Source organism: Acinetobacter oleivorans DR1 (assembly GCF_000196795.1).
GTDB classification, from domain to species: domain Bacteria; phylum Pseudomonadota; class Gammaproteobacteria; order Pseudomonadales; family Moraxellaceae; genus Acinetobacter; species Acinetobacter oleivorans.
Genome location: NC_014259.1, coordinates 592,751 through 611,610 on the forward strand (window position 1 = coordinate 592,751; position 18,860 = coordinate 611,610).

General features: G+C 39.5%; 17 protein-coding genes and 1 riboswitch. Of the genes, 7 read left to right on the forward strand and 10 right to left on the reverse strand.

Annotated features, from left to right (window positions below):
• Positions 1-34: 34 nt before the first annotated feature.
• The 4 genes from AOLE_RS02890 to AOLE_RS02905 form a co-directional block, all read right to left on the reverse strand.
• Entirely contained in the window at positions 35-517 is a 483-nt protein-coding gene (locus AOLE_RS02890) for a phosphate-starvation-inducible protein PsiE (protein WP_013196854.1), read from the reverse strand.
• Positions 518-639: 122 nt separating this feature from the next.
• Positions 640-2,421: an acyl-CoA dehydrogenase C-terminal domain-containing protein gene (locus AOLE_RS02895; RefSeq protein ID WP_004789132.1), complete on the reverse strand. Its 1,782-nt coding sequence runs from the start codon at positions 2,419-2,421 to the stop codon at positions 640-642.
• Positions 2,422-2,588: 167 nt separating this feature from the next.
• Positions 2,589-4,391, reverse strand: coding sequence for an acyl-CoA dehydrogenase C-terminal domain-containing protein (locus AOLE_RS02900; protein WP_004789135.1), 1,803 nt, complete (start codon positions 4,389-4,391; stop codon positions 2,589-2,591).
• Between the two features lie 289 nt (positions 4,392-4,680).
• Positions 4,681-5,058 (reverse strand): hypothetical protein, encoded by a 378-nt coding sequence (locus AOLE_RS02905; protein ID WP_013196855.1) that lies wholly within the window; start codon positions 5,056-5,058, stop codon positions 4,681-4,683.
• A 132-nt stretch (positions 5,059-5,190) separates the two neighbouring features.
• On the opposite strand from AOLE_RS02905, the gene baeS reads away from it, so the two are divergent.
• A complete protein-coding gene (gene baeS / locus AOLE_RS02910; RefSeq protein WP_023274382.1) occupies positions 5,191-6,849 on the forward strand; it encodes a sensor histidine kinase efflux regulator BaeS in 1,659 nt (552 codons plus the stop codon).
• A gap of 21 nt (positions 6,850-6,870) precedes the next feature.
• Positions 6,871-7,557 (forward strand): response regulator, encoded by a 687-nt coding sequence (locus tag AOLE_RS02915; RefSeq protein WP_003655179.1) that lies wholly within the window; start codon positions 6,871-6,873, stop codon positions 7,555-7,557.
• A gap of 71 nt (positions 7,558-7,628) precedes the next feature.
• On the opposite strand, the gene AOLE_RS02920 is transcribed toward AOLE_RS02915, so the two are convergent.
• The 3 genes from AOLE_RS02920 to AOLE_RS02930 form a co-directional block, all read right to left on the reverse strand.
• Complete coding sequence (locus AOLE_RS02920) at positions 7,629-8,210, reverse strand: L,D-transpeptidase family protein (protein ID WP_013196857.1); 582 nt, start codon at positions 8,208-8,210, stop codon at positions 7,629-7,631.
• A 66-nt stretch (positions 8,211-8,276) separates the two neighbouring features.
• On the reverse strand, positions 8,277-9,719 hold the full coding sequence (locus AOLE_RS02925; protein ID WP_013196858.1) for a protein adenylyltransferase SelO: 1,443 nt from the start codon (positions 9,717-9,719) through the stop codon (positions 8,277-8,279).
• A 99-nt stretch (positions 9,720-9,818) separates the two neighbouring features.
• The gene (locus AOLE_RS02930) at positions 9,819-10,991 is read right to left on the reverse strand and encodes an acyl-CoA desaturase (RefSeq protein ID WP_005309628.1); all 1,173 of its coding nucleotides are present in this window, start codon (positions 10,989-10,991) and stop codon (positions 9,819-9,821) included.
• 208 nt (positions 10,992-11,199) lie between these two features.
• Between AOLE_RS02930 and AOLE_RS02935 the strand changes: the two genes are divergently transcribed.
• Entirely contained in the window at positions 11,200-11,733 is a 534-nt protein-coding gene (locus AOLE_RS02935) for an META domain-containing protein (RefSeq protein WP_005309630.1), read from the forward strand.
• 27 nt (positions 11,734-11,760) lie between these two features.
• On the opposite strand, the gene AOLE_RS02940 is transcribed toward AOLE_RS02935, so the two are convergent.
• The 3 genes from AOLE_RS02940 to AOLE_RS02950 all read right to left on the reverse strand — a co-directional run bounded on the left by AOLE_RS02940 (position 11,761) and on the right by AOLE_RS02950 (position 15,055).
• Positions 11,761-12,474, reverse strand: coding sequence for a glycerophosphodiester phosphodiesterase (locus AOLE_RS02940; RefSeq protein ID WP_013196859.1), 714 nt, complete (start codon positions 12,472-12,474; stop codon positions 11,761-11,763).
• Between the two features lie 74 nt (positions 12,475-12,548).
• On the reverse strand, positions 12,549-13,127 hold the full coding sequence (locus AOLE_RS02945) for a cob(I)yrinic acid a,c-diamide adenosyltransferase (protein ID WP_013196860.1): 579 nt from the start codon (positions 13,125-13,127) through the stop codon (positions 12,549-12,551).
• 95 nt (positions 13,128-13,222) lie between these two features.
• Complete coding sequence (locus tag AOLE_RS02950; protein WP_023274383.1) at positions 13,223-15,055, reverse strand: TonB-dependent receptor plug domain-containing protein; 1,833 nt, start codon at positions 15,053-15,055, stop codon at positions 13,223-13,225.
• A gap of 36 nt (positions 15,056-15,091) precedes the next feature.
• A riboswitch (cobalamin riboswitch) is annotated at positions 15,092-15,298 on the reverse strand.
• Between the two features lie 126 nt (positions 15,299-15,424).
• On the opposite strand from AOLE_RS02950, the gene AOLE_RS02955 reads away from it, so the two are divergent.
• The 4 genes from AOLE_RS02955 to AOLE_RS02970 are packed head-to-tail and all read left to right on the forward strand — an operon-like array spanning position 15,425 to position 18,855.
• A complete protein-coding gene (locus AOLE_RS02955; RefSeq protein WP_013196862.1) occupies positions 15,425-16,093 on the forward strand; it encodes a phosphoribosylanthranilate isomerase in 669 nt (222 codons plus the stop codon).
• A complete protein-coding gene (gene trpB / locus AOLE_RS02960) occupies positions 16,068-17,297 on the forward strand; it encodes a tryptophan synthase subunit beta (protein ID WP_003655197.1) in 1,230 nt (409 codons plus the stop codon). The genes AOLE_RS02955 and trpB overlap by 26 nt, the downstream gene beginning before the upstream one ends.
• 12 nt (positions 17,298-17,309) lie before the next feature.
• The gene (locus AOLE_RS02965; protein ID WP_013196863.1) at positions 17,310-17,822 is read left to right on the forward strand and encodes a DUF1543 domain-containing protein; all 513 of its coding nucleotides are present in this window, start codon (positions 17,310-17,312) and stop codon (positions 17,820-17,822) included.
• Between the two features lie 37 nt (positions 17,823-17,859).
• Positions 17,860-18,855, forward strand: a complete 996-nt coding sequence (locus tag AOLE_RS02970) for a DUF2804 domain-containing protein (RefSeq protein ID WP_005309642.1) — start codon at positions 17,860-17,862, stop codon at positions 18,853-18,855.
• Positions 18,856-18,860: the final 5 nt, after the last annotated feature.

Genomic DNA, 18,860 nt, shown 5'->3' on the forward strand with positions numbered 1-18,860 from the left:
ATATATAAATGGCCTCAATATTGAGGCCATTTTTTTATGCTAATTCATCATCTTGAGGCTGAGGAGGCTTTAAAGGCGTTGGTGTTTTTGCATGTTTCTCTCTCATCACTGACGGATAATTCCAAGATGCAAAACGAACAACCAAGATAGAAAGAGCTAAAATAAGAATCGAGCCGGTAATAATGACTTGGTCCATATCCGCTTTATGGTCATGTTGGATATCGGAAATGAGTAGGCGGGTTAACGCCGTAATCGCAACATAAATAAGAAAGCGTACAGGCATATGATTGGTTTTAAAGTAAATTCCAACCATTGCTCCAAGTTCTAAGTATATAAATAATAATAAAATATCATCAATTGAAGCATACTTTTTGACAGTCAAAATTTCAAAAACAGTATTGGCTGCGGACCAAGCCACCATACATCCAATAATAAACAGGGCTAAATAGTGGAAGGCTTCTACGGCGTAATGACCAAAACGGTCAAGTATTCGCTCGTATTTTTTAGGATCAGGCATAGTAAGATCTTTTGTTTGTTTCTTAATGTTTAGAAATTAAACAAATTTCATGCCAATGAAAATAGTAAATACAAAATAAAAAAGCGCCTGAATATTCAGACGCTTTTTCATAAAGAATTTAATTAAGCTTGGTTCGTAAAGTAGTCTTCACTGAAGCCCATAATTAAGTCAGAACCCGCTTTAATTTTAGCAATACGTGCATCAATATCCGGCAAGATACGATCAGCAAAGTATTGAGCTAAAGCAAGTTTGTTTTGGTAGAAATCACCAGACTTATCTTTTGCTGCTGCCGCAATTTTTGCAAACATATAAGCGAAGCTGAGTAAGCCAACTGCATGTAGATAATCAACAGCAGCAGCATTCGGGAAGTCTACGTTTTCAGCAGCTTGTTCAATAATAAACTGAGTGATTGCTTCGATTTCAGTTGCAGCATCTAAAGTTGCATCTTTAATGAAGTTCAAATCGGTGTCTAAGTCATTTGCAAAGTCACGAATTTCAGTGATGTATTCAGCAATGAACGCACCGCCACATTTAATGGTTTTACGACCAATTAAATCTTGAGACTGAACGCCGTTCGTTCCTTCGTAGATTTGAGCAATACGAAGATCACGGATACATTGTTCCATACCCCATTCACGGATATAACCGTGACCACCGAACACCATCTGAGCATCTAAAGTTGCTTGGAATGCGGTATCTGTGAGGTAAGCTTTAGCAATTGGTGTTAAAAGCGCAACGCGATTATTGGCTTTTTTCACAGCTTCAGCATCAGTTGAGAATTTAGTGATATCGAGCTGTTGACCAACATAGACTGCAAAAGCACGTGATGCTTCATTGTTTGCACGTACGTTTAACAACATACGACGAACATCGCCATGAACTAAAATGCTGTCGGCAGGTTTATTTGGTGATTGAACACCAGCTGCACTACGGCCTTGTAAGCGGTCAGTCGCATATTGCGCTGCATTTTGATAAGCAAATTCAGACGCGCCTAAACCTTGGATACCCATAGATAAACGTTCGTAGTTCATCATGACAAACATGGCAGCAAGACCTTCGTTTTCTTTACCAACAAGGTAACCTTTTGCTGCATCAAAGTTCATCACACAAGTTGCAGACGCTTTAATCCCCATTTTATGTTCAATAGAACCTGGGCCAACGAGGTTACGTTCACCTAATGAACCATCTTCGTTTACCAAATACTTTGGCACGATGAACAAAGAAATACCGCGTGAACCAGCAGGAGCATCTGGCGTTTTAGCAAGTACTAAATGAATAATGTTTTCTGCTAAATCGTTGTCACCGCCAGTGATAAAGATTTTAGTACCTGTGATGTTATAAGTACCATCTTCATTAGGTTCTGCTTTAGTTTTAATAATACCTAAGTCAGTACCTGCATGTGGCTCGGTTAAGCACATCGTGCCCGACCATTCACCTGAATAAATCTTTGGTAAGTAAGTTTCTTTTTGTTCTTGAGATGCATAGCTGTTTAAAGCCATGCCTGCACCCACAGAAAGAAGCGGGTAGAGCATAAATGATGGGTTAGTTGCAAATAACATTTCATCAGAAAGAACGGTGAGCATTTTTGGCATGCCTTGGCCGCCCCATTCTTCATCGGCACCTAAACCAATCCAACCACCTTCTGCATATTGACGGAATGCATCTTTAAAACCAGCTGGTGTGAAAACCTCGCCGTTTTCATAGCGAGCGCCTTCTTCATCACCAGTACGGTTTAATGGATGAGTCACGTTCTGAGCAAATTTAGCCATTTCTTCTAAAATTGCTTCAGCTGTTGCAGCATCTACATGAGCGAGTTTCTCATTAGACTGCCAAAATTGTTCTGCTTTAAATACATCATTTAAGATGAATTTCATATCAGCTAAAGGAGCATTGTAAATTGGCATAATCGTTCACCTTTTTTGTGCACATTGGCCTGTGCTAGATATCCTGTAAAACGAAATGGATATGGAATTTAAAGTGTAAATTTATCATTGATTTTATAAAAAAAGGACCGTCAAAACTGAGCAGTCCTTTTTTGTTTTTTAACATTGCATATCGCAACTAACTATGGTTAGAAAGCGAAATGTTCAGCGTCTAATGACATCAATGGATCTAGACCACCTGCAATCACGTCTACATGAGAACGTACGCGTGGCAAGATTTTCTTGAAGTAGAAGCGAGCAGTTGTAACTTTCGCGTTATAGAAATCAACATCGGTCGTACCTTCTGCTAATTTCTCTTGTGCAACAAGTGCCATACGAGCCCATAGATACGCTAAAGTGATATAACCTGAGAAGTAGAGGTAATCTACAGCAGCAGCGCCTACTTCATCTGGGTTTTGCATTGCGCGCATACCAATCTGCATAGTGAGATCGCCCCATTCTTTGTTAAGAGCTGCAAGCGGCTCAACAAATTCTTTCATGGCAGCGTTGTCTTTATTTGCTTCAACAAATTTGTGAACAATTTTGGTAAAGTCTTTTAGCATTGCGCCTTGAGTTTGCAATACTTTACGGCCTAACAAATCAAGTGCCTGAATTTCAGTTGTACCTTCATACAAACATGAAATACGTGTATCACGTACGATTTGTTCCATGCCATGCTCAGAAATAAAGCCATGACCACCGAAGACTTGAACACCGTGCTTAGCAGACTCAGAACCTGTTTCAGTTAAGAATGCTTTTGCAATTGGAGTCAATAAAGACAAGATGTTGTCAGCAAACTTACGCTCTTCTTCTGTTTCGCCTTTTTCAACGATGTCAGCATATTGAGCAAGTAAGTAAACAAGTGCACGACCGCCTTCAGCAAATGCTTTTTGAGTTAAAAGCATGTTGCGAACAGCAGGGTGAACGATAATTGGGTCTGCATCTTTTTCTGGAGCTTTTGGACCAGAAAGTGAACGCATTGCTAAACGTTCTTTTGCGTAAGTTAACGCGCCTTGGAAAGATGATTCAGATGCTGCTAAACCTTGAACAGCAGTACCAATACGTGCTGTGTTCATGAAGGTGAACATACAGTTCAAACCACGGTTTTCAGGTCCGATCAAGTAACCTTTAGCTTGGTCAAAGTTAATGACACAAGTCGCGTTACCATGGATACCCATTTTGTGCTCGATAGAACCACAACGAACCGCATTACGCTCGCCCACAGTACCATCTGCATTTACATGGAATTTAGGAACGATGAATAATGAGATACCTTTGGTACCTTTTGGCGCACCTGGTAAACGAGCAAGAACGATATGGATGATGTTTTCAGCCATGTCATGTTCACCAGCAGAGATAAAGATTTTCTCGCCAGAAATTGCATAGCTACCGTCAGCATTTGGTTCTGCTTTAGAACGGATAATACCTAAGTCAGAACCTGCATGAGATTCAGTTAAGCACATCGTACCTGTCCAAACACCTGAAACAAGGTTTGGTAAATAAGTATTTTTTTGTTCATCAGAACCATGATGTTCTAATGTACGTACAGCTCCGTGAGACAAGCCAGGGTACATACCCCAAGACCAGTTTGCTGTACCAACCATTTCAGAAATTGCAATACCTAAAGAGTTAGGTAAAGCCTGACCACCGTATTGTTCTTCTGCTGATAAAGACGGAAAGCCAAGTTCAATATATTTTTGATAAGCTTCTTTAAAGCCTGTTGGAGTGGTAACTACGCCATCATTCCAAGTACAACCTTCACGGTCGCCAACTTGGTTTAAAGGAGAAAGTTCATTTTCACAAAAGTCTGCCGCAGCTTCTAAATATTGATCAACCAATTCACGGCTTACGTTACCTTGGAAATCAGGTAATTTTGCATAGTGTTCTTCAGCATTTAATAATTCATGCAAAACGAATTGCATATCACGTAAGGGCGCTTTGTATTGTGGCATATCGGGTTCCTCAATACTGGTGAAACCAGAGTTATAATCTTAATCTATGAGAATGTGCCATGAGGCACCTTGGACTATTACATCGTGCAACAACTTGCATAACTGCACAAGCACCTCAGGACCTTTACTTTGTGACTGCAAAGTCAAGAAAAAAATGCTTAAACTAGCTAAGTGCTTTGAGTGTAAACACTTTTGGTTATGTTTATATGATACAAATAGTCAAAATCGTAAACAGTTATGTATAAACAAAAGGCGCCTATAGGCGCCTTTTGTTTCATGATTTTTAGAATTATTTTGCTTGAATTGATGCAGGAGCAGGGGCGTTAACTGGTGGTTGAGGGCGTTTTGGTTCAAAACGAAGGTTACAAGTACCTTCAAGTGTCTTATCTCCAACTTGAACATTTACTGCTTGTCCGTTGGCCTTTCCATCACATGCTTTTTGGATTTGTTCAAAGCGAGCTTGACGTTCGGCACGGTGCTGTTCCCATGCTGCTTTTTGTTCTGGTGTGAACTCACGATGTTTCATACGGTGGTGGCCTTCACGTGGGCCATCTTGCATCATTCCACGCTCAGGTTTAGGTGGTTGAGTCGTCGATTGACACGCCGCTAAACTTCCCATTGTTACAATTGCCGCACTGAATAATGCAATTTTTGCCGTCATTTTCATATTTAAAGCCTTTTAATGTTGTGTTTACTGATCGCTTAAAGATTAGATAATAAAGATGTAGAAACAATGGAGAGTTTTTCTTTTCGTTGTTGGTTACAATGCGAAATATAGGGTAAAAATGAGAGAGTGCTTTTGAACGTTCTACGTGTTCCCATTGCATTACGGTTGTTTCTGACAGTCTTGCTCACCACATTGCTTATTGCGACTGCAAGTTTGAGCGTTTTGCACTGGACAATGCAAAAGAACTTTGCCAAATATGTGGCTGACGTTGAAATGCAGAAGCTCGACCGCCTTATTACCAATCTAGGCGATGTCTATACGGTGTACCATGATTGGGGGAATGCGATTCAGGCACAGATTTTACAAATTGAAGGAACCGCTGCTCCTGACGACTACGATCGTCTCTCGCAGTGGTGGCTTCGTCGTCAATATGACATTGCCATACAACAGCATTCTTTCGATGAACATGCCCTTATTAATATTTCACCGCAAGTTGCACCGACAAATAAAAATACTATTTTTAGCGATGAAGAGTTAAGAACGCTTGAGCAAAATTTACCTTCTCAATATCAACCCTTTGAAGGATTAAGATTCCCCTTAAGCGCAAACCAATTTCGCCCAAGTGATGATAAAAATAAATCAAAGAAAGGGAGCTTAAAAGATATTGAAACTCAAAATGGTAAGAAGCGTTTTATTGCTTTGCCTGACCGTTTAGGTTTGAGTTCCCGTTTATCTTTGTATGATGCACGTCACCAGTTTGTTGTAGGTGAGCCGCCTTCTTCAGATCAGATGTCATTTCGCCCGATTATCTTAAATAATCAAGTGGTTGGATATTTAGGTTTAAAACCTGTTTTAGATAAAGAAGATGCTTTGAGTATTAATTTCTTTAGTAATCAAAAGCGCTATTTACTTTTAATTTATGCTTTAACCTTACTTTCAAGTTTAGTTGCGGCGCTCTTGATGGCGACTTATTTTAAAAAACCGATTCAGCGTTTATTAAATGCAACCAATGAATTAACGAAAGGAAACTATCAACATCAAGTTGTTATTAAACGAAATGATGAGTTGGGCGATTTATCCACCCAATTGAATCATTTGGCAGAAATTTTACATCAGCATGAAGAGTCGCGACGTCAATGGGTGGCAGATACTTCTCATGAGCTAAAAACGCCGTTGGCTGTATTACAAGCACAAATTGAAGCGATGCAAGACGGGATTCGAAAAGCAACCCCTGAACATTTAGATGCAATGATGCGTCAGGTTTCAAGCTTGAAAAAATTGACTCAAGACCTTGCAGATCTGGCACAGGCAGATGCCCAGCAGCTTAAGTGTTATTTAAGTTCTGTTAATCCGTGGGAAGTAGTATTACAGGAAGTAGAAAACTTTAAACCTAAACTTGAGCAGGCTGGTCTCGAAATTCAAGTTGAAGGAACAAATTCTCCGCTATTATTAGACCGTGATCGGTTTAAACAGATTATTGTTAATTTAATTAGTAATAGTATTCGTTACACAGAAACAGGTGGCAAAATTCATATTCATACAGCTCAAACTCCGCAGGAGTGGACTTTGTATGTTGATGACAGCCCATTTGGTTTAAACGATGAGCAGTTATCTCGTTTAGGTGAACGTTTCTATCGCGTAGATGATTCGCGTACGCGTAGTACAGGTGGAACAGGGCTAGGCTTGGCTTTGTCTTGTAAAATTGCGCAGGCGCTTGGTGGTACACTGAGTTTTGAACATTCACCGCTAGGTGGTTTACGTTGTGTGCTCACTTTTAAAAAGCAGAGTTAAATATAAAAGGAAAAATATCTCATGAAACATGTGATGTTGGTTGAAGATGAAGTCGAATTAGCGCATTTAGTGCGTGATTATCTTGAAGCTGCCGGTTTTGAAGTAAGTATGTTTCATGATGGTCAAGATGCTTATGCGAGTTTCCAGCAACGTAAACCTAATTTAATGGTTCTGGACTTAATGGTTCCACGAATGGATGGTTTGACCATTTGCCGTAAAGTTCGTGAACAATCAGATTTACCGATTATTATGGTCACTGCCCGTACCGAAGAAATTGACCGTGTATTAGGTCTGAATATGGGCGCTGATGATTATGTATGTAAGCCATTTAGCCCAAAAGAACTTGTTGCTCGTGTACAGGCAGTTTTACGCCGTTTAGAGCGGAAGGCAGAGCCTGAACAAAATGATTCTTTCCGAATTGATAAAGCTCAGCAAAGAATTTGGTATCAACAAAAATCGTTGAGCTTAACGCCAACCGAATTTCGCTTACTTGAGCTATTTTTAGAGCATGTAGGGCAAGTGTATTCACGTGCACAATTATTGGATCATATTAATCCAGATAGTTTTGACGTTGCTGATCGTGTAATTGACAGCCATATCAAAAACTTGCGCCGAAAAATTAGTGAAGCGGCTGAAACTGGTAACCGTCATGAATGGATTCAAGCTGTTTATGGTGTAGGTTACCGCTTCGAATATCCTGAAGAGTAAAACACTAGTAAAAGTTATTCTGTGGATAACCACAATGTTATCCACAGAAAATGTGGATAGTTTTAAAGATTTTATGGATAAATAATAATCTTCGTATGATTTGGTACGAATTGCCAAATCTCATCTATATCTGTATTTCTAACCGCAATACATCCTAATGTCCAATCTTTATGGGGCATATAAGTCGAGCTAAAAGGCATAGATAAAAAGGATTTTGGAACTGATCCATGAATCATGATATCTCCACCTGTTGGTTGATTATGTTGCTTGGCATAAGCAATATCTTTCATATCGGGATAGGAAATATGCAATGATTTATAGAAAACACTTTGTGAATTGCGCCAATCTATAGAATAGATCCCCTCCGGTGTTTTTCCATCATTTTCAAAATGTTTATGTCCTTTGGGATTAAGGCCAAGACGAATAGGATAACGACGAATCACGTCCTGATTACTCTTGAGCAGAAGTATGCGTTGACTTTTAAATACTTCAATTGAGGTGACAGGCTTGGTCTTGATTAGATCCGAAATCTCTTCGCGTGAAAGCGCTTGATGGCTTGGCGTAAAAGTCGGTAAATATTTTTCATATTTATAAAAAGTGATTCCGAGTGGAACTATAAGTAGTGTACAAATAATGATAGGTCTAATTTTCATACATTATTCTTTGATGTTTAAAAAAACTCTCTTAAGCGAGTTAAGAGAGTTTTAGTCTTTAAAGTATTAAGAAGAACAGCTGACTGCTACGTCTGGTACATCACTTGGTAACGGACCTAAATCTTGTGGCTGTTCGAGCTCTGGTTGTCTTGTATATGGCTGATCAAGCAGCTTAAATAAACGGTCTACTTCGCTAAAATCATCACGTTCCGCAGCTTCAATAGCACGCTGAGCCATATGATTACGTAAAATATAAATCGGATTTGCTTGCTGCATCTTTACATCAAGTTCATCGGTATCTTGATGTTCACGAATACTTTGATATTGGCTAAGAAACTCATCAAACTGTCGAATATCAAGGCAATCATCTCGTAGAGTTTTATATTCTTTATTTTGAAGTCGGATAAAGCTCTGAGTGTAATCGAGTTGTTCAGTTTGTAAGATTCTTAAAAACGCAAAACTACAATCAAGACTGTCTTTATGAAAATGGGGAAGTCCCATTTTTTGACATAAACCAGTTGTGTAATGTTCAATAAAAGTCGGTTCAAATTGTTCTAAGCAACGCGCTAACTCTTCTTTGAACTGATCCTTTTGTTCAGGTTCAGCAAGTGGAATCAAGTTGTTTAACCACGTCCATAAATTCCAATGGCCTATGCTTGGCTGATTTTGATAAGTATAACGACCTTGGTAATCTGAGTGGTTATTAATCCAGTTCGGGCGGAAGCGTTCCATAAAACCATATGGACCAAAATCGAGTGTTGAACCAGTAATATTTAAGTTATCGGTATTCATCACGCCATGAGCAAATCCAACCAATTGCCATTTCGCAATCATGATTGCAGTCCGCTCAATTACCTTTTTGGCAAAGGATAAAATAGGATTCTCAGTTTCTAGACACTCAGGATAATACCATTCAATACATTTTTGAGTAAATTCTGACAGTAACTCTGGAGCGTATTGATTGATCCATTCAAAATGTCCTAAACGGATATGACATTCAGATGTTCTGAGCAGCATTGCGCCTAACTCTAATTTTTCGCGCTGTACCCCTTGAGTAGAGGTGGTAAAACCTACCGCGTGACTAGAAGCGACGCCTAAGGCATTTAAAGCATGTCCAGCCAAATATTCGCGGACAACGGAACGCAGCACTGCACGTCCATCTCCCATTCTTGAGTAGGGTGTCGGACCTGCACCTTTGAGATGTAGGTCGATGGTTTGACCCTTTGTATTGAGTATTTGTGCAATCAGTAAGCCACGACCATCACCGAGTTGTCCTGCCCATTGTCCAAATTGGTGGCCAGCATAGACCATCGCCAGAGAAGGGAATTCAGAGAAAGTAAGCTGTCCGCTACAGATTTCAACCCATGCATTTTTTTCGTCTTCTGACCATTGCAGTTCATTTGCCAAAGCGGCGTTGAAATGGCCTGCTTTTGCACCACGCAAAGGAGATGGCTGCTGAATATGGAATAATTTAGAAGGAAGTGAAGGGTAGAGCGGATTAAATTGCATGGGCTTGGCAAAATAGAGAGAGCGGATTTCACTATACCATAGTTAAAAAGCAGGCATAAAAATAGCTCCCGAAAGAGCTATTCTTGATCAGAATTTATTTTAGTCTGACACCACGTTGGTATTCTTTTTAACACTACGCATAAGTGTTTCTAAGCATTCACGGTGATGACTTAAACGGTGTTCAAGCAACTGAAAATCAACTTTAAGCTTGTGATCCATTCTATGAATCTTTTCAGCCATTGCTGCTTTTTTCGCTTGTAACTCTTGTTCTTTAAGTTTTGCCCAATCATTTAAAGTATGGGTAAATGCTTCGTATTCTTGTGCAATACGTTGTTTCATTTGACTAATGTCAGCATTTACATCATGACCATAGATAGCAAGATCTTGCTCGGCATATTTAAACTTCATCGCCAGTTCTGCTTTTTTAATATTAAAGCTTGGAATACGACGTAAATTTTTAGCTAAACCAAGTTTAGAACAAGACCAAATCAACCATTTTGTTGGGTCATATTGCCACCATTTCACACCATTACGATAATCGTATTGGAAGATATGGTGATAGTTGTGGTAACCCTCGCCCCAAGTGGCGATAGCTAACCAGAAATTATCACGTGCCGAGTTTTCGTCTGTATAAGGACGTTTACCAAACATATGACAAAGTGAGTTAATAAAGAAAGTCACTTGATGGCTAATGATTAATCGTAAGAGACCACCTATGAGGACCACACCCCATAAATCGCCAGTTGCCCAACCAATTAAACCTAAAATTCCAACATGAACTGCAACTACGAGTAAAGCATAGTATTTATGCTGGAACATAACCAATTTATCATTGAGCAAGTCAGGTGCATTTTTAAAGTCTGGCTCAGATGGCGAATGATCACGGATCATCCAACCCATATGGGCATACCAAAAACCACGCTCAATTGAATATGGATCTTCATCGACATGATCAACATGTCTGTGGTGAGTACGGTGACCAGATGCCCAGAACAAAATACTATTTTGTACGGCAAAAGTTCCACCGATCATTAAAAGAATTTTAAGCGGTAACGACGCTTCATAAGCTCGGTGAGCCCACAGGCGGTGATAACCAGCAGTAATCCCCATACTACTTAGAGCTAAAAGAAAAAATAAGCTTACCCATGCGCTTACACTAAAATCATAATAATACGCGTAAATCGGGATTATGATTGCGGCAAGAATTGGTAAACCAATTAAGGTAATGCTAGCGGTCCAGTTAATTGGGGCTTTGAGTGGGGCGGAAGTCATATCCGGCAGCGCTCCTAGAATCCTTGTCAGACAAGGTACAAAGACAAAACGACATAGCAAAACCGATCATCAAGATATATTGCTATTCTATCCTTCATATTAGCACGTGCTTAGTGAGAATCACTAGCATTATTGTACAGATGTATTGAAAGAACGGTAACAGAATTAAACTATGTCACAGAGTTTTTCAAGTAGGAGAAGTTGTTTAATGAACGTACAACGATTGAAAAAAAAGAACAGCATTGATATTGCAAGGAAATTATCATTGAAGTGTATCTTGGTCACAATCAGTCTTGTATTAGCCGCATGTCAAAGTGCACCCGATCAAAATACAAAAAAAGTTCAAACAAAAAAAACAGTTCATCATGTTCAATCGCTTGTTGTAAAAAAGAGAGTGAGTGCTGATGGCATTCAAGATATTGATTGGCAGATTACTCAGATCAGTGGTCATAAGGCAAAATTCTTTACACAGTGGCCGACGCTCTCTTTAAATTCTGCTATCAAAACAGTATCAGGCCATACTGGATGTAACGCAGTTTTTGGTCGTTATACATTTGATTTTAGTCAGCAAAAACTTGACATGCAGGTAAATGCAGGACATTTAAGCTGTGATGGTGCTTTGGCTCAAGAGGCAGAGCTAGTGGATGCTTTGCAACGTATTCAACGCTTCCAACTCGTAGGTAATACGCTATATCTGCTTGATCAGAGTGGACAACGCCTTATTCAGGCACAAAAGAAATAAAAGGTGGTTTTACCACCTTTTTTATATTTATAGAGCTTGTAACATCGTGGTTGGAATATCTGTAATTAGCCCTTGTACATCTAAATCCCTAAGTCTTTTTGCTCTTTCTACATCATTCACTGTCCAGACACTAATATTTAAGTCGGCCTGCCGTGAAAGCTGAATCATTTCATCTGTTGCGAGTTGATCGTGCCAGCCAATATGACAGCAACCATATTGATGAGCGAGTTCAATTGCTGTTGCTCCAACTGGAAGTTCGACTAACAACCCCCGTTTGAATTGAGAGTTTATATCGCGTAAGGCAGTTAAAATTTGAAGATCAAAACTGGTAATAGTTACGACATTCTTAAAACCCTGCAATTCAGACTCAAGCTTTTCAACTAACTTTTCTGCGAATGCCATGTCTCTTACAGCTTTCACTTCGACTTCAATATGATCGAAGTTATCAAGCAGGTTTAAAACGCCTGTGAGAGTTGGTGTTGGCTCTGAACTTGGCCAGTCAGGCCAGTTTTGACGATGATCAAATGACAGGGCTTGAGCCAAAGTAGATTGCTCAACAATTTGATCGACTCCAGCTGTACGTAAAAAATTATCATCATGGATCACGACCAACTCTTCGTCTTGAAGCTGACGAATATCAAATTCGACACCACGAATACCTAAATTTTTTATGTGCTGAAACCCACCTAGTGTATTTTCAGGAGCTTCTTTGCGTGCACCACGATGACCAATAATGCGCATAATTTTCTTCTATGAAATATTTTGACTATGGTCTCTTTAAAAAGAGCAGAGACCATGTTTAATCTAATCTATTTTTAAATAATCTCATTAATATTTTTTTGCCAAAGTACTTCTTGACCGCCCTCGGCACGTTGTAAAGCACGAGATGCAACAAACAACCAGTCAGACAGGCGGTTTAAAAGCTGGAGCGCCGTGGTTTGAATATTTTGATCACGTGTTTGTACTGACAGTAGAGATCGTTCTGCGCGGCGACAAACAGCACGGGCTTGATGAGCATAACTGCAAGTTAAAGAGCCTGATGGCAGAATAAACTCTTTAAGCATTGGTAAGTCTTCATTCATACGGTCAATTTCTTTTTCAAGAAATTCAATACAAACAGGCTTAAGTAAATTGTAGTTTGGAATACAAACTTCTCCACCTAAATCAAAAAGCCAATGTTGAATCAGACTTAAGCTTTTATCCCAATCAGCCTTATTAGTTACTTGGCTATCTGTGATTTGAGCACGAAGTACTCCAATAATGGCGTTGAGTTCATCAACATCACCAAGTGCTGCAATTCGTAAATCGTCCTTGGCAACACGAGAACCATCGCCTAAACCTGTTGTGCCTGAGTCGCCTGTGCGTGTATAGATTTTGCTTAAACGGTGTCCCATGATGGATATCCTGAACATAAAAAAGGGGATAATGTCGGTCAGAACATTACCCCGAAACTGGAGTTAAGAAAATATTTTTATAATTAAACTTTTGCTTAGTAGCTTAAGGTCACACCAGCTGATGCAAGACGGCCACCATTTACGTAATAGTATCCTTGGTCTTGATAAGCTGTTTTGTAATCAACATCTCCAATATTTTGAATATTAGTAAACAATTTAATATGCGGATTCATATTCCAGTAAGCATTAATATCTACAGTTGCGTAACCTGGATTCCTGTAATTACTATCCCAGTCTTTCGACTTTGATTTTGCAACGAGCGAAGCACTAATGCCATAAACTTCATTTTGCAGACCTGTTGTTAAGGTTAATCCTTGACGAGGGCGACGATTTAAATCCTGATGAGTCTCTTCGTTTTCAGGTTTGACATAGCTATAAGTTGCTTTTGCAAAAAGATCATCTTTCTGCCAACCAACATAAAATTCACCACCTTGGTAAGTTGCTTTATTAATATTAGTTAATTTACCAAAGTTCACTGAGCCGATAAGATCTTCAACTTCAGTATAGTAAGCAGATAAACCTGTTTTAAAACCTGCTGGTAGAGTTTGATCTATACCAATTTCATAAGATGTACTTTCTTCTGGTTTTAAATCTGGATTGCCATTCCATGAGTTGAAAAGTTCATTAAGCGTTGGTGATTTAAAAGCAGTACCAATATTGGTATAGATACTTGTTTTATCTAAAAGTTGGTAACGTGCAGCAATTTGACCAACAGTATGTGAGCCATATTTTTCATTATCTTCTACACGAACACCGACTTGAGTGTTTAATCTATCACCATTGAATTGATGTTGAAGATAATACCCTGTCGAGTCTACGTTCTCATTGTATGGTGCTCCATAAGACAGAATATCTCCATCCAACGTACGGTGGGTGGCACCAATTAAGAGTGTTTGCTGCGGTAAAAACTTCCATTTGCTATATAACTCTACTTCCTGAGTTTTACTATGAACAAAATCAGTAGAGTCTTTTTGATTAACTTCATCTTTGAATTGTGATAAGCGAGTATTTAATTCTAAGTTATCTGTTACATTTAAACGGCTACGTAAATTGATAATCTCATTTTCGAAGTCTTGTTTAAGCAAGGCACCATTAAATGTATAAGCATCATAAAGGCTTGAACCTTCATTATGGCTATAGTCAACAGAAATACCGTAATCTTTCTGTTCAACACCAAACTTTGTACTAAAACCTTTCTGATCAAATGATGCCGTATCTGATGAGTTGGTTTTTTGATTAGTTACTTTGGTTGCGTCAGACTCTAAGCGTTGTCCACGAATTTGGGCATAAAAACCATCTTCATATAAATCAGCGCCAATAACTGATTTATAAGTTTTATTCTCACCAATTTCACCCGTGATAAAAGCTCTATTCTTTTCAGGTGTTTTTGAAACGAGCTGAATTACTCCGCCAATTGCATCAGTACCATAGAGAACAGAGGCAGGCCCTTTCAATACTTCAATTTGTTTAATATCTGTTGTGTCAATAAATGCAAGACTTGCTGTTCCTGAGGATGCATTATTTAGTCGAATTCCATCTCGTAGCACGAGAGTATGATCAGATTCTGTACCTCGTAAATAAATCTCTGCAAGTTGTCCCATACCGCCACTTTGCACCATATTAATGGAAGCATCGGTTTGTAATAATTGTGGTAAAGAAGCGATAGGGGATTGTTCGAGAACTTTTGGTTCAATAATGTTGATACGCGCCGGAACTTCACTGGCTTTTTCAGCACTTTTTGAGGCAGTGATTACAATTGGATCAAGCTGAGTTGTGTTCGTGGTATCTTCAGCAAAAATAACAGGTGAAAACCCCATCGCAATAGCGATAGCCCCTACCAGACGAGTAGGTTGAAAAGACTTAGACATAACATGCTCCATACATTCACCCCACGTGAATGATCGGGTAGATAGATGAAACAAGTAGGTCTCCGGACTTCAGCGCCATATTTATGTTATGGACATATTCACCTTCCCACATTAATGCAGTGGTGTAAGTCGATATCGACTTAAAAAATATGCTTTACATTGTTACCGTTGCGGGGGCAGTGCCGGACTTTCACCAGCTTCCCTAAAGCATTAATTGCTTACACTTGCTTCCAATTTTACGCAGTATAAAGTGGCGATTTATTTCATACAATGTCATTTGGAGCAATTCCCAGAGAACTTTTACGCAAGGGGCAAAAATTGCATTACAATGGCGCTTATTTTAAGAAATGGTTGTAGTTTAGGCAGATCATGAGCCCATCAAACCAAAAACGTACACGCGCAAAAATCTGTGGAATTACTCGCATTCAAGATGTTCAGGCAGTTGTTGCTGCTGGAGCAGATGCGATCGGTTTTGTTTTTTTTCCGCCAAGTCCAAGACACGTGACAGTTGCAGAGGTTCAAGAATTTACAAAAGTAATTCCACCTTATGTACAAATGGTTGGTTTGTTTGTGAATGCAAGTGCCACTGAAATTCAGGATGTACTTGATTGTGTTCCCCTAGATGTATTACAACTACATGGCGATGAAACTCCAGAACAATGTCAGGAAATAGCTCGCCATTGTAAACGTCGCTGGTATAAAGCGATTCAGGTTAAACCTGATTTAGATGTAATTGCTGAAATTCAAAAATATCAGGCGGCTGGTGCCAGTGCTGTATTGCTCGATGCGTGGCATCCTGAGCTTAAAGGGGGCACAGGGCATCAGTTTGACTGGTCTAAATTCCCAAAACTTGATATTCCTTTAATCTTGGCAGGTGGTTTAACCCCTGACAATGTCATTGACGCTATTCATACTACCGGTGCTTTTGCAGTAGATGTGAGCGGAGGCGTAGAATCCGCAAAAGGTATAAAAGACCAACAACTCATTGAACGATTTATGCAAGGAGTCCAACGTGGATCAGCAAAACAATGTGATTGACTATACACAGTACCCAGATGCTGCAGGGCATTTTGGTATCCATGGCGGACGTTTTGTGTCAGAAACTTTAATGGCGGCATTAGAAGATTTAGAAAATCTCTATTCCCGCATGAAAAATGATGAACAGTTTCTGGCAGAATTCGACCGCGATCTCGCCTACTATGTAGGTCGTCCTAGTCCACTTTATTATGCTGAGCGATGGTCAAAAGAGTTAGGTGGTGCACAAATTTACCTTAAACGTGAAGACTTGAACCATACAGGCTCACATAAGGTAAACAACACGATTGGTCAGGCGTTATTGGCAAAGCTTTCTGGTAAAAAACGTATTATTGCTGAAACTGGTGCTGGGCAACATGGTGTGGCAACTGCAACAATTGCAGCGCGTTTGGGTCTTGAATGTGTTGTTTATATGGGTGCTGAAGACGTTAAGCGCCAAGCCATGAACGTTTATCGTATGCGTTTGTTGGGCGCGACTGTTGTGCCTGTACAGAGTGGCTCTAAAACACTTAAAGATGCCATGAACGAAGCGATGCGTGACTGGGTAACCAATGTTGATAGTACTTATTATGTGATTGGTACGGTGGCAGGTCCTCACCCATACCCACAACTTGTACGTGATTTCCAGTCAATTATTGGGCGTGAAGCACGTAAACAGATTTTGGAACAAGCAGGCCGCTTACCAGATGCATTGGTTGCTTGTGTGGGCGGTGGTTCAAATGCAATGGGTTTGTTCTACCCATTCTTAAACGATGCCAATGTGAAAATGTATGGTGTTGAAGCTGCTGGTTTTGGTATTGAAACTGGTAAACACTCTGCGCCGTTAAATGCAGGTCACGTTGGCGTGTTACATGGTAACCGTACTTACTTGATGAGTGATGAACAAGGTCAGATTATCGAAACACACAGTATCTCTGCAGGGTTGGATTATCCGGGTGTTGGTCCTGAACATAGCTTCTTGAAAGATATGAAGCGTGTTGAGTATGTGCCGATTAATGATACAGAGGCTCTACAAGGCTTCCGTGATTTAACCAAAATCGAAGGAATTATTCCTGCTCTTGAAAGCTCACATGCTATGGCTTATGTCTCTAAGCTTGCACCGACTATGTCTAAAGATCAGATTATTATTGCGACCGTTTCAGGTCGTGGAGATAAAGATTTAATGACTGTTGCACGCATTGATGGCGTAGAAATGGTTGAGATGTAAGCGGGAATAAAAATGCCAAGTCTGTTTATGGTAATGTTGGGTGGGCGTCATGCACGCGCAAATACAGAAGTTCATGATGTTGTCATGGCTGTAGGAGATACTTTGGAAGAAGTTTATCCTCAACTTAAACAGGCTTGGTTTGGTGAGGCTCAAGGATTACATATTGATGCTTGGGCTAAGCTTTCGGGACTAAAATCTCAAGAGCAAAATTATCAAATTCATTTTACTGACGCAGCACCAAAACCAGATGACTTAAAGTTATATTTAATTAATCTGGGCGGATATAATGCTCGTGAATTCGGTGAGCTTCACCGTTATGAGTTTGTTGTTGCACCCAATGCGGTTATTGCAAAACAATTAGGTAAACAATTTATAGATCAACAGTGGCAAAAAGCACACACAGATCGAGTCATTGATATTGATGACTGCTTAGCGATAGATTGTGTAGCAGGGCGCTATATTCATTTAATAAAAGGCGATTTTGCTGCAACAATTTGGGAAAATACGTATTTGACCGTGGTATAGGTCATTTGAAATCTAATATTCATATGGAAGTGGGTAAATGGATTTAATTCAAGAAAATGGACAGCCTCGTTATGGGCGTTTTGAATCTGTACCGTCAACCATTCACGTACAACATTATATTTATAAAACCCCTTATGGTAAGGTCTTAAAGGGCTGGCGTAAGCAATTAAAATATAAAAAATTTAAATTCTGCGGTATTCAACACAAACATTATAGTATTGGTTTAGCGATTGCAGATATCGGTTGGGTCGGGCACGGTTTTTTCTATATTTATGACCATGAAACCCAGCAAGTCATTGAGTGGAATGCGATTCAGCCTTTAGGTCATAAAACCTATCTTGATGAACAGCCATTGTTTAATCAAAGCTATTTTTCTAAATCGCCTTATCAGTTTGATATCCAACATGCCAATGGTGTGCGATATATTCGAGTGACTAAATATGGTGAGATCCAACTCAGCGCTCGTATTTTTTGTGCTGGAACCGATATCTTAAGTTTATGTACACCAACAGGCATTAACGGTTGGACCTATACCCAAAAGCAGACCACGCTGGGTGTAGAAGGGATGTTTATTAATAAACAAAACCAAATTGTACAATTTGATGAAAAGACATTTGCATCTCTAGATGATACATGTGGTTTTTTGCGACCTGAAACAGCTTGGTTCTGGCTTTCATGTAATTTTTGGGATGAGCAAGGGCGACGTATTGGTTTAAATTTAGCTTCAGGGGTTAATGAAAGCTTTGGTAATGAAAACTGCTTATGGATTAACGGAGTTTTATTTCCCCTGACTGATGTTTTATTTGAAAAAGTAAATGATGAACTTTGGCAAATTAGCTCTCTAGATCAAAAACTTAATCTACAGGTCCATATTGGTTGGTGCCGATACGAAAATATTAATTTAAGAATGATTGGAAGTCAGTTCAATCAGTGGCAAGCTAAAATTAGCGGCACGATTGAGCATGAGGCAACTGATATAATCAATTGCAATGAGCAATACGGTTTACTAGAACAACATTATGCAAAATGGTAACAAGC

Coding starts and splice junctions, on each gene's coding strand:
- AOLE_RS02940 (WP_013196859.1), bottom strand. CDS start 12,474: ATGCGCATTATTGGTCATCGTGGTGCACGCAAAGAAGCTCCTGAAAAT.
- AOLE_RS02915 (WP_003655179.1), top strand. CDS start 6,871: ATGAAACATGTGATGTTGGTTGAAGATGAAGTCGAATTAGCGCATTTA.
- AOLE_RS02920 (WP_013196857.1), bottom strand. CDS start 8,210: ATGAAAATTAGACCTATCATTATTTGTACACTACTTATAGTTCCACTC.
- AOLE_RS02935 (WP_005309630.1), top strand. CDS start 11,200: ATGAACGTACAACGATTGAAAAAAAAGAACAGCATTGATATTGCAAGG.
- AOLE_RS02965 (WP_013196863.1), top strand. CDS start 17,310: ATGCCAAGTCTGTTTATGGTAATGTTGGGTGGGCGTCATGCACGCGCA.
- AOLE_RS02905 (WP_013196855.1), bottom strand. CDS start 5,058: ATGAAAATGACGGCAAAAATTGCATTATTCAGTGCGGCAATTGTAACA.
- AOLE_RS02890 (WP_013196854.1), bottom strand. CDS start 517: ATGCCTGATCCTAAAAAATACGAGCGAATACTTGACCGTTTTGGTCAT.
- AOLE_RS02930 (WP_005309628.1), bottom strand. CDS start 10,991: ATGACTTCCGCCCCACTCAAAGCCCCAATTAACTGGACCGCTAGCATT.
- AOLE_RS02945 (WP_013196860.1), bottom strand. CDS start 13,127: ATGGGACACCGTTTAAGCAAAATCTATACACGCACAGGCGACTCAGGC.
- AOLE_RS02900 (WP_004789135.1), bottom strand. CDS start 4,391: ATGCCACAATACAAAGCGCCCTTACGTGATATGCAATTCGTTTTGCAT.
- AOLE_RS02895 (WP_004789132.1), bottom strand. CDS start 2,421: ATGCCAATTTACAATGCTCCTTTAGCTGATATGAAATTCATCTTAAAT.
- AOLE_RS02950 (WP_023274383.1), bottom strand. CDS start 15,055: ATGTCTAAGTCTTTTCAACCTACTCGTCTGGTAGGGGCTATCGCTATT.
- AOLE_RS02925 (WP_013196858.1), bottom strand. CDS start 9,719: ATGCAATTTAATCCGCTCTACCCTTCACTTCCTTCTAAATTATTCCAT.
- AOLE_RS02955 (WP_013196862.1), top strand. CDS start 15,425: ATGAGCCCATCAAACCAAAAACGTACACGCGCAAAAATCTGTGGAATT.
- AOLE_RS02970 (WP_005309642.1), top strand. CDS start 17,860: ATGGATTTAATTCAAGAAAATGGACAGCCTCGTTATGGGCGTTTTGAA.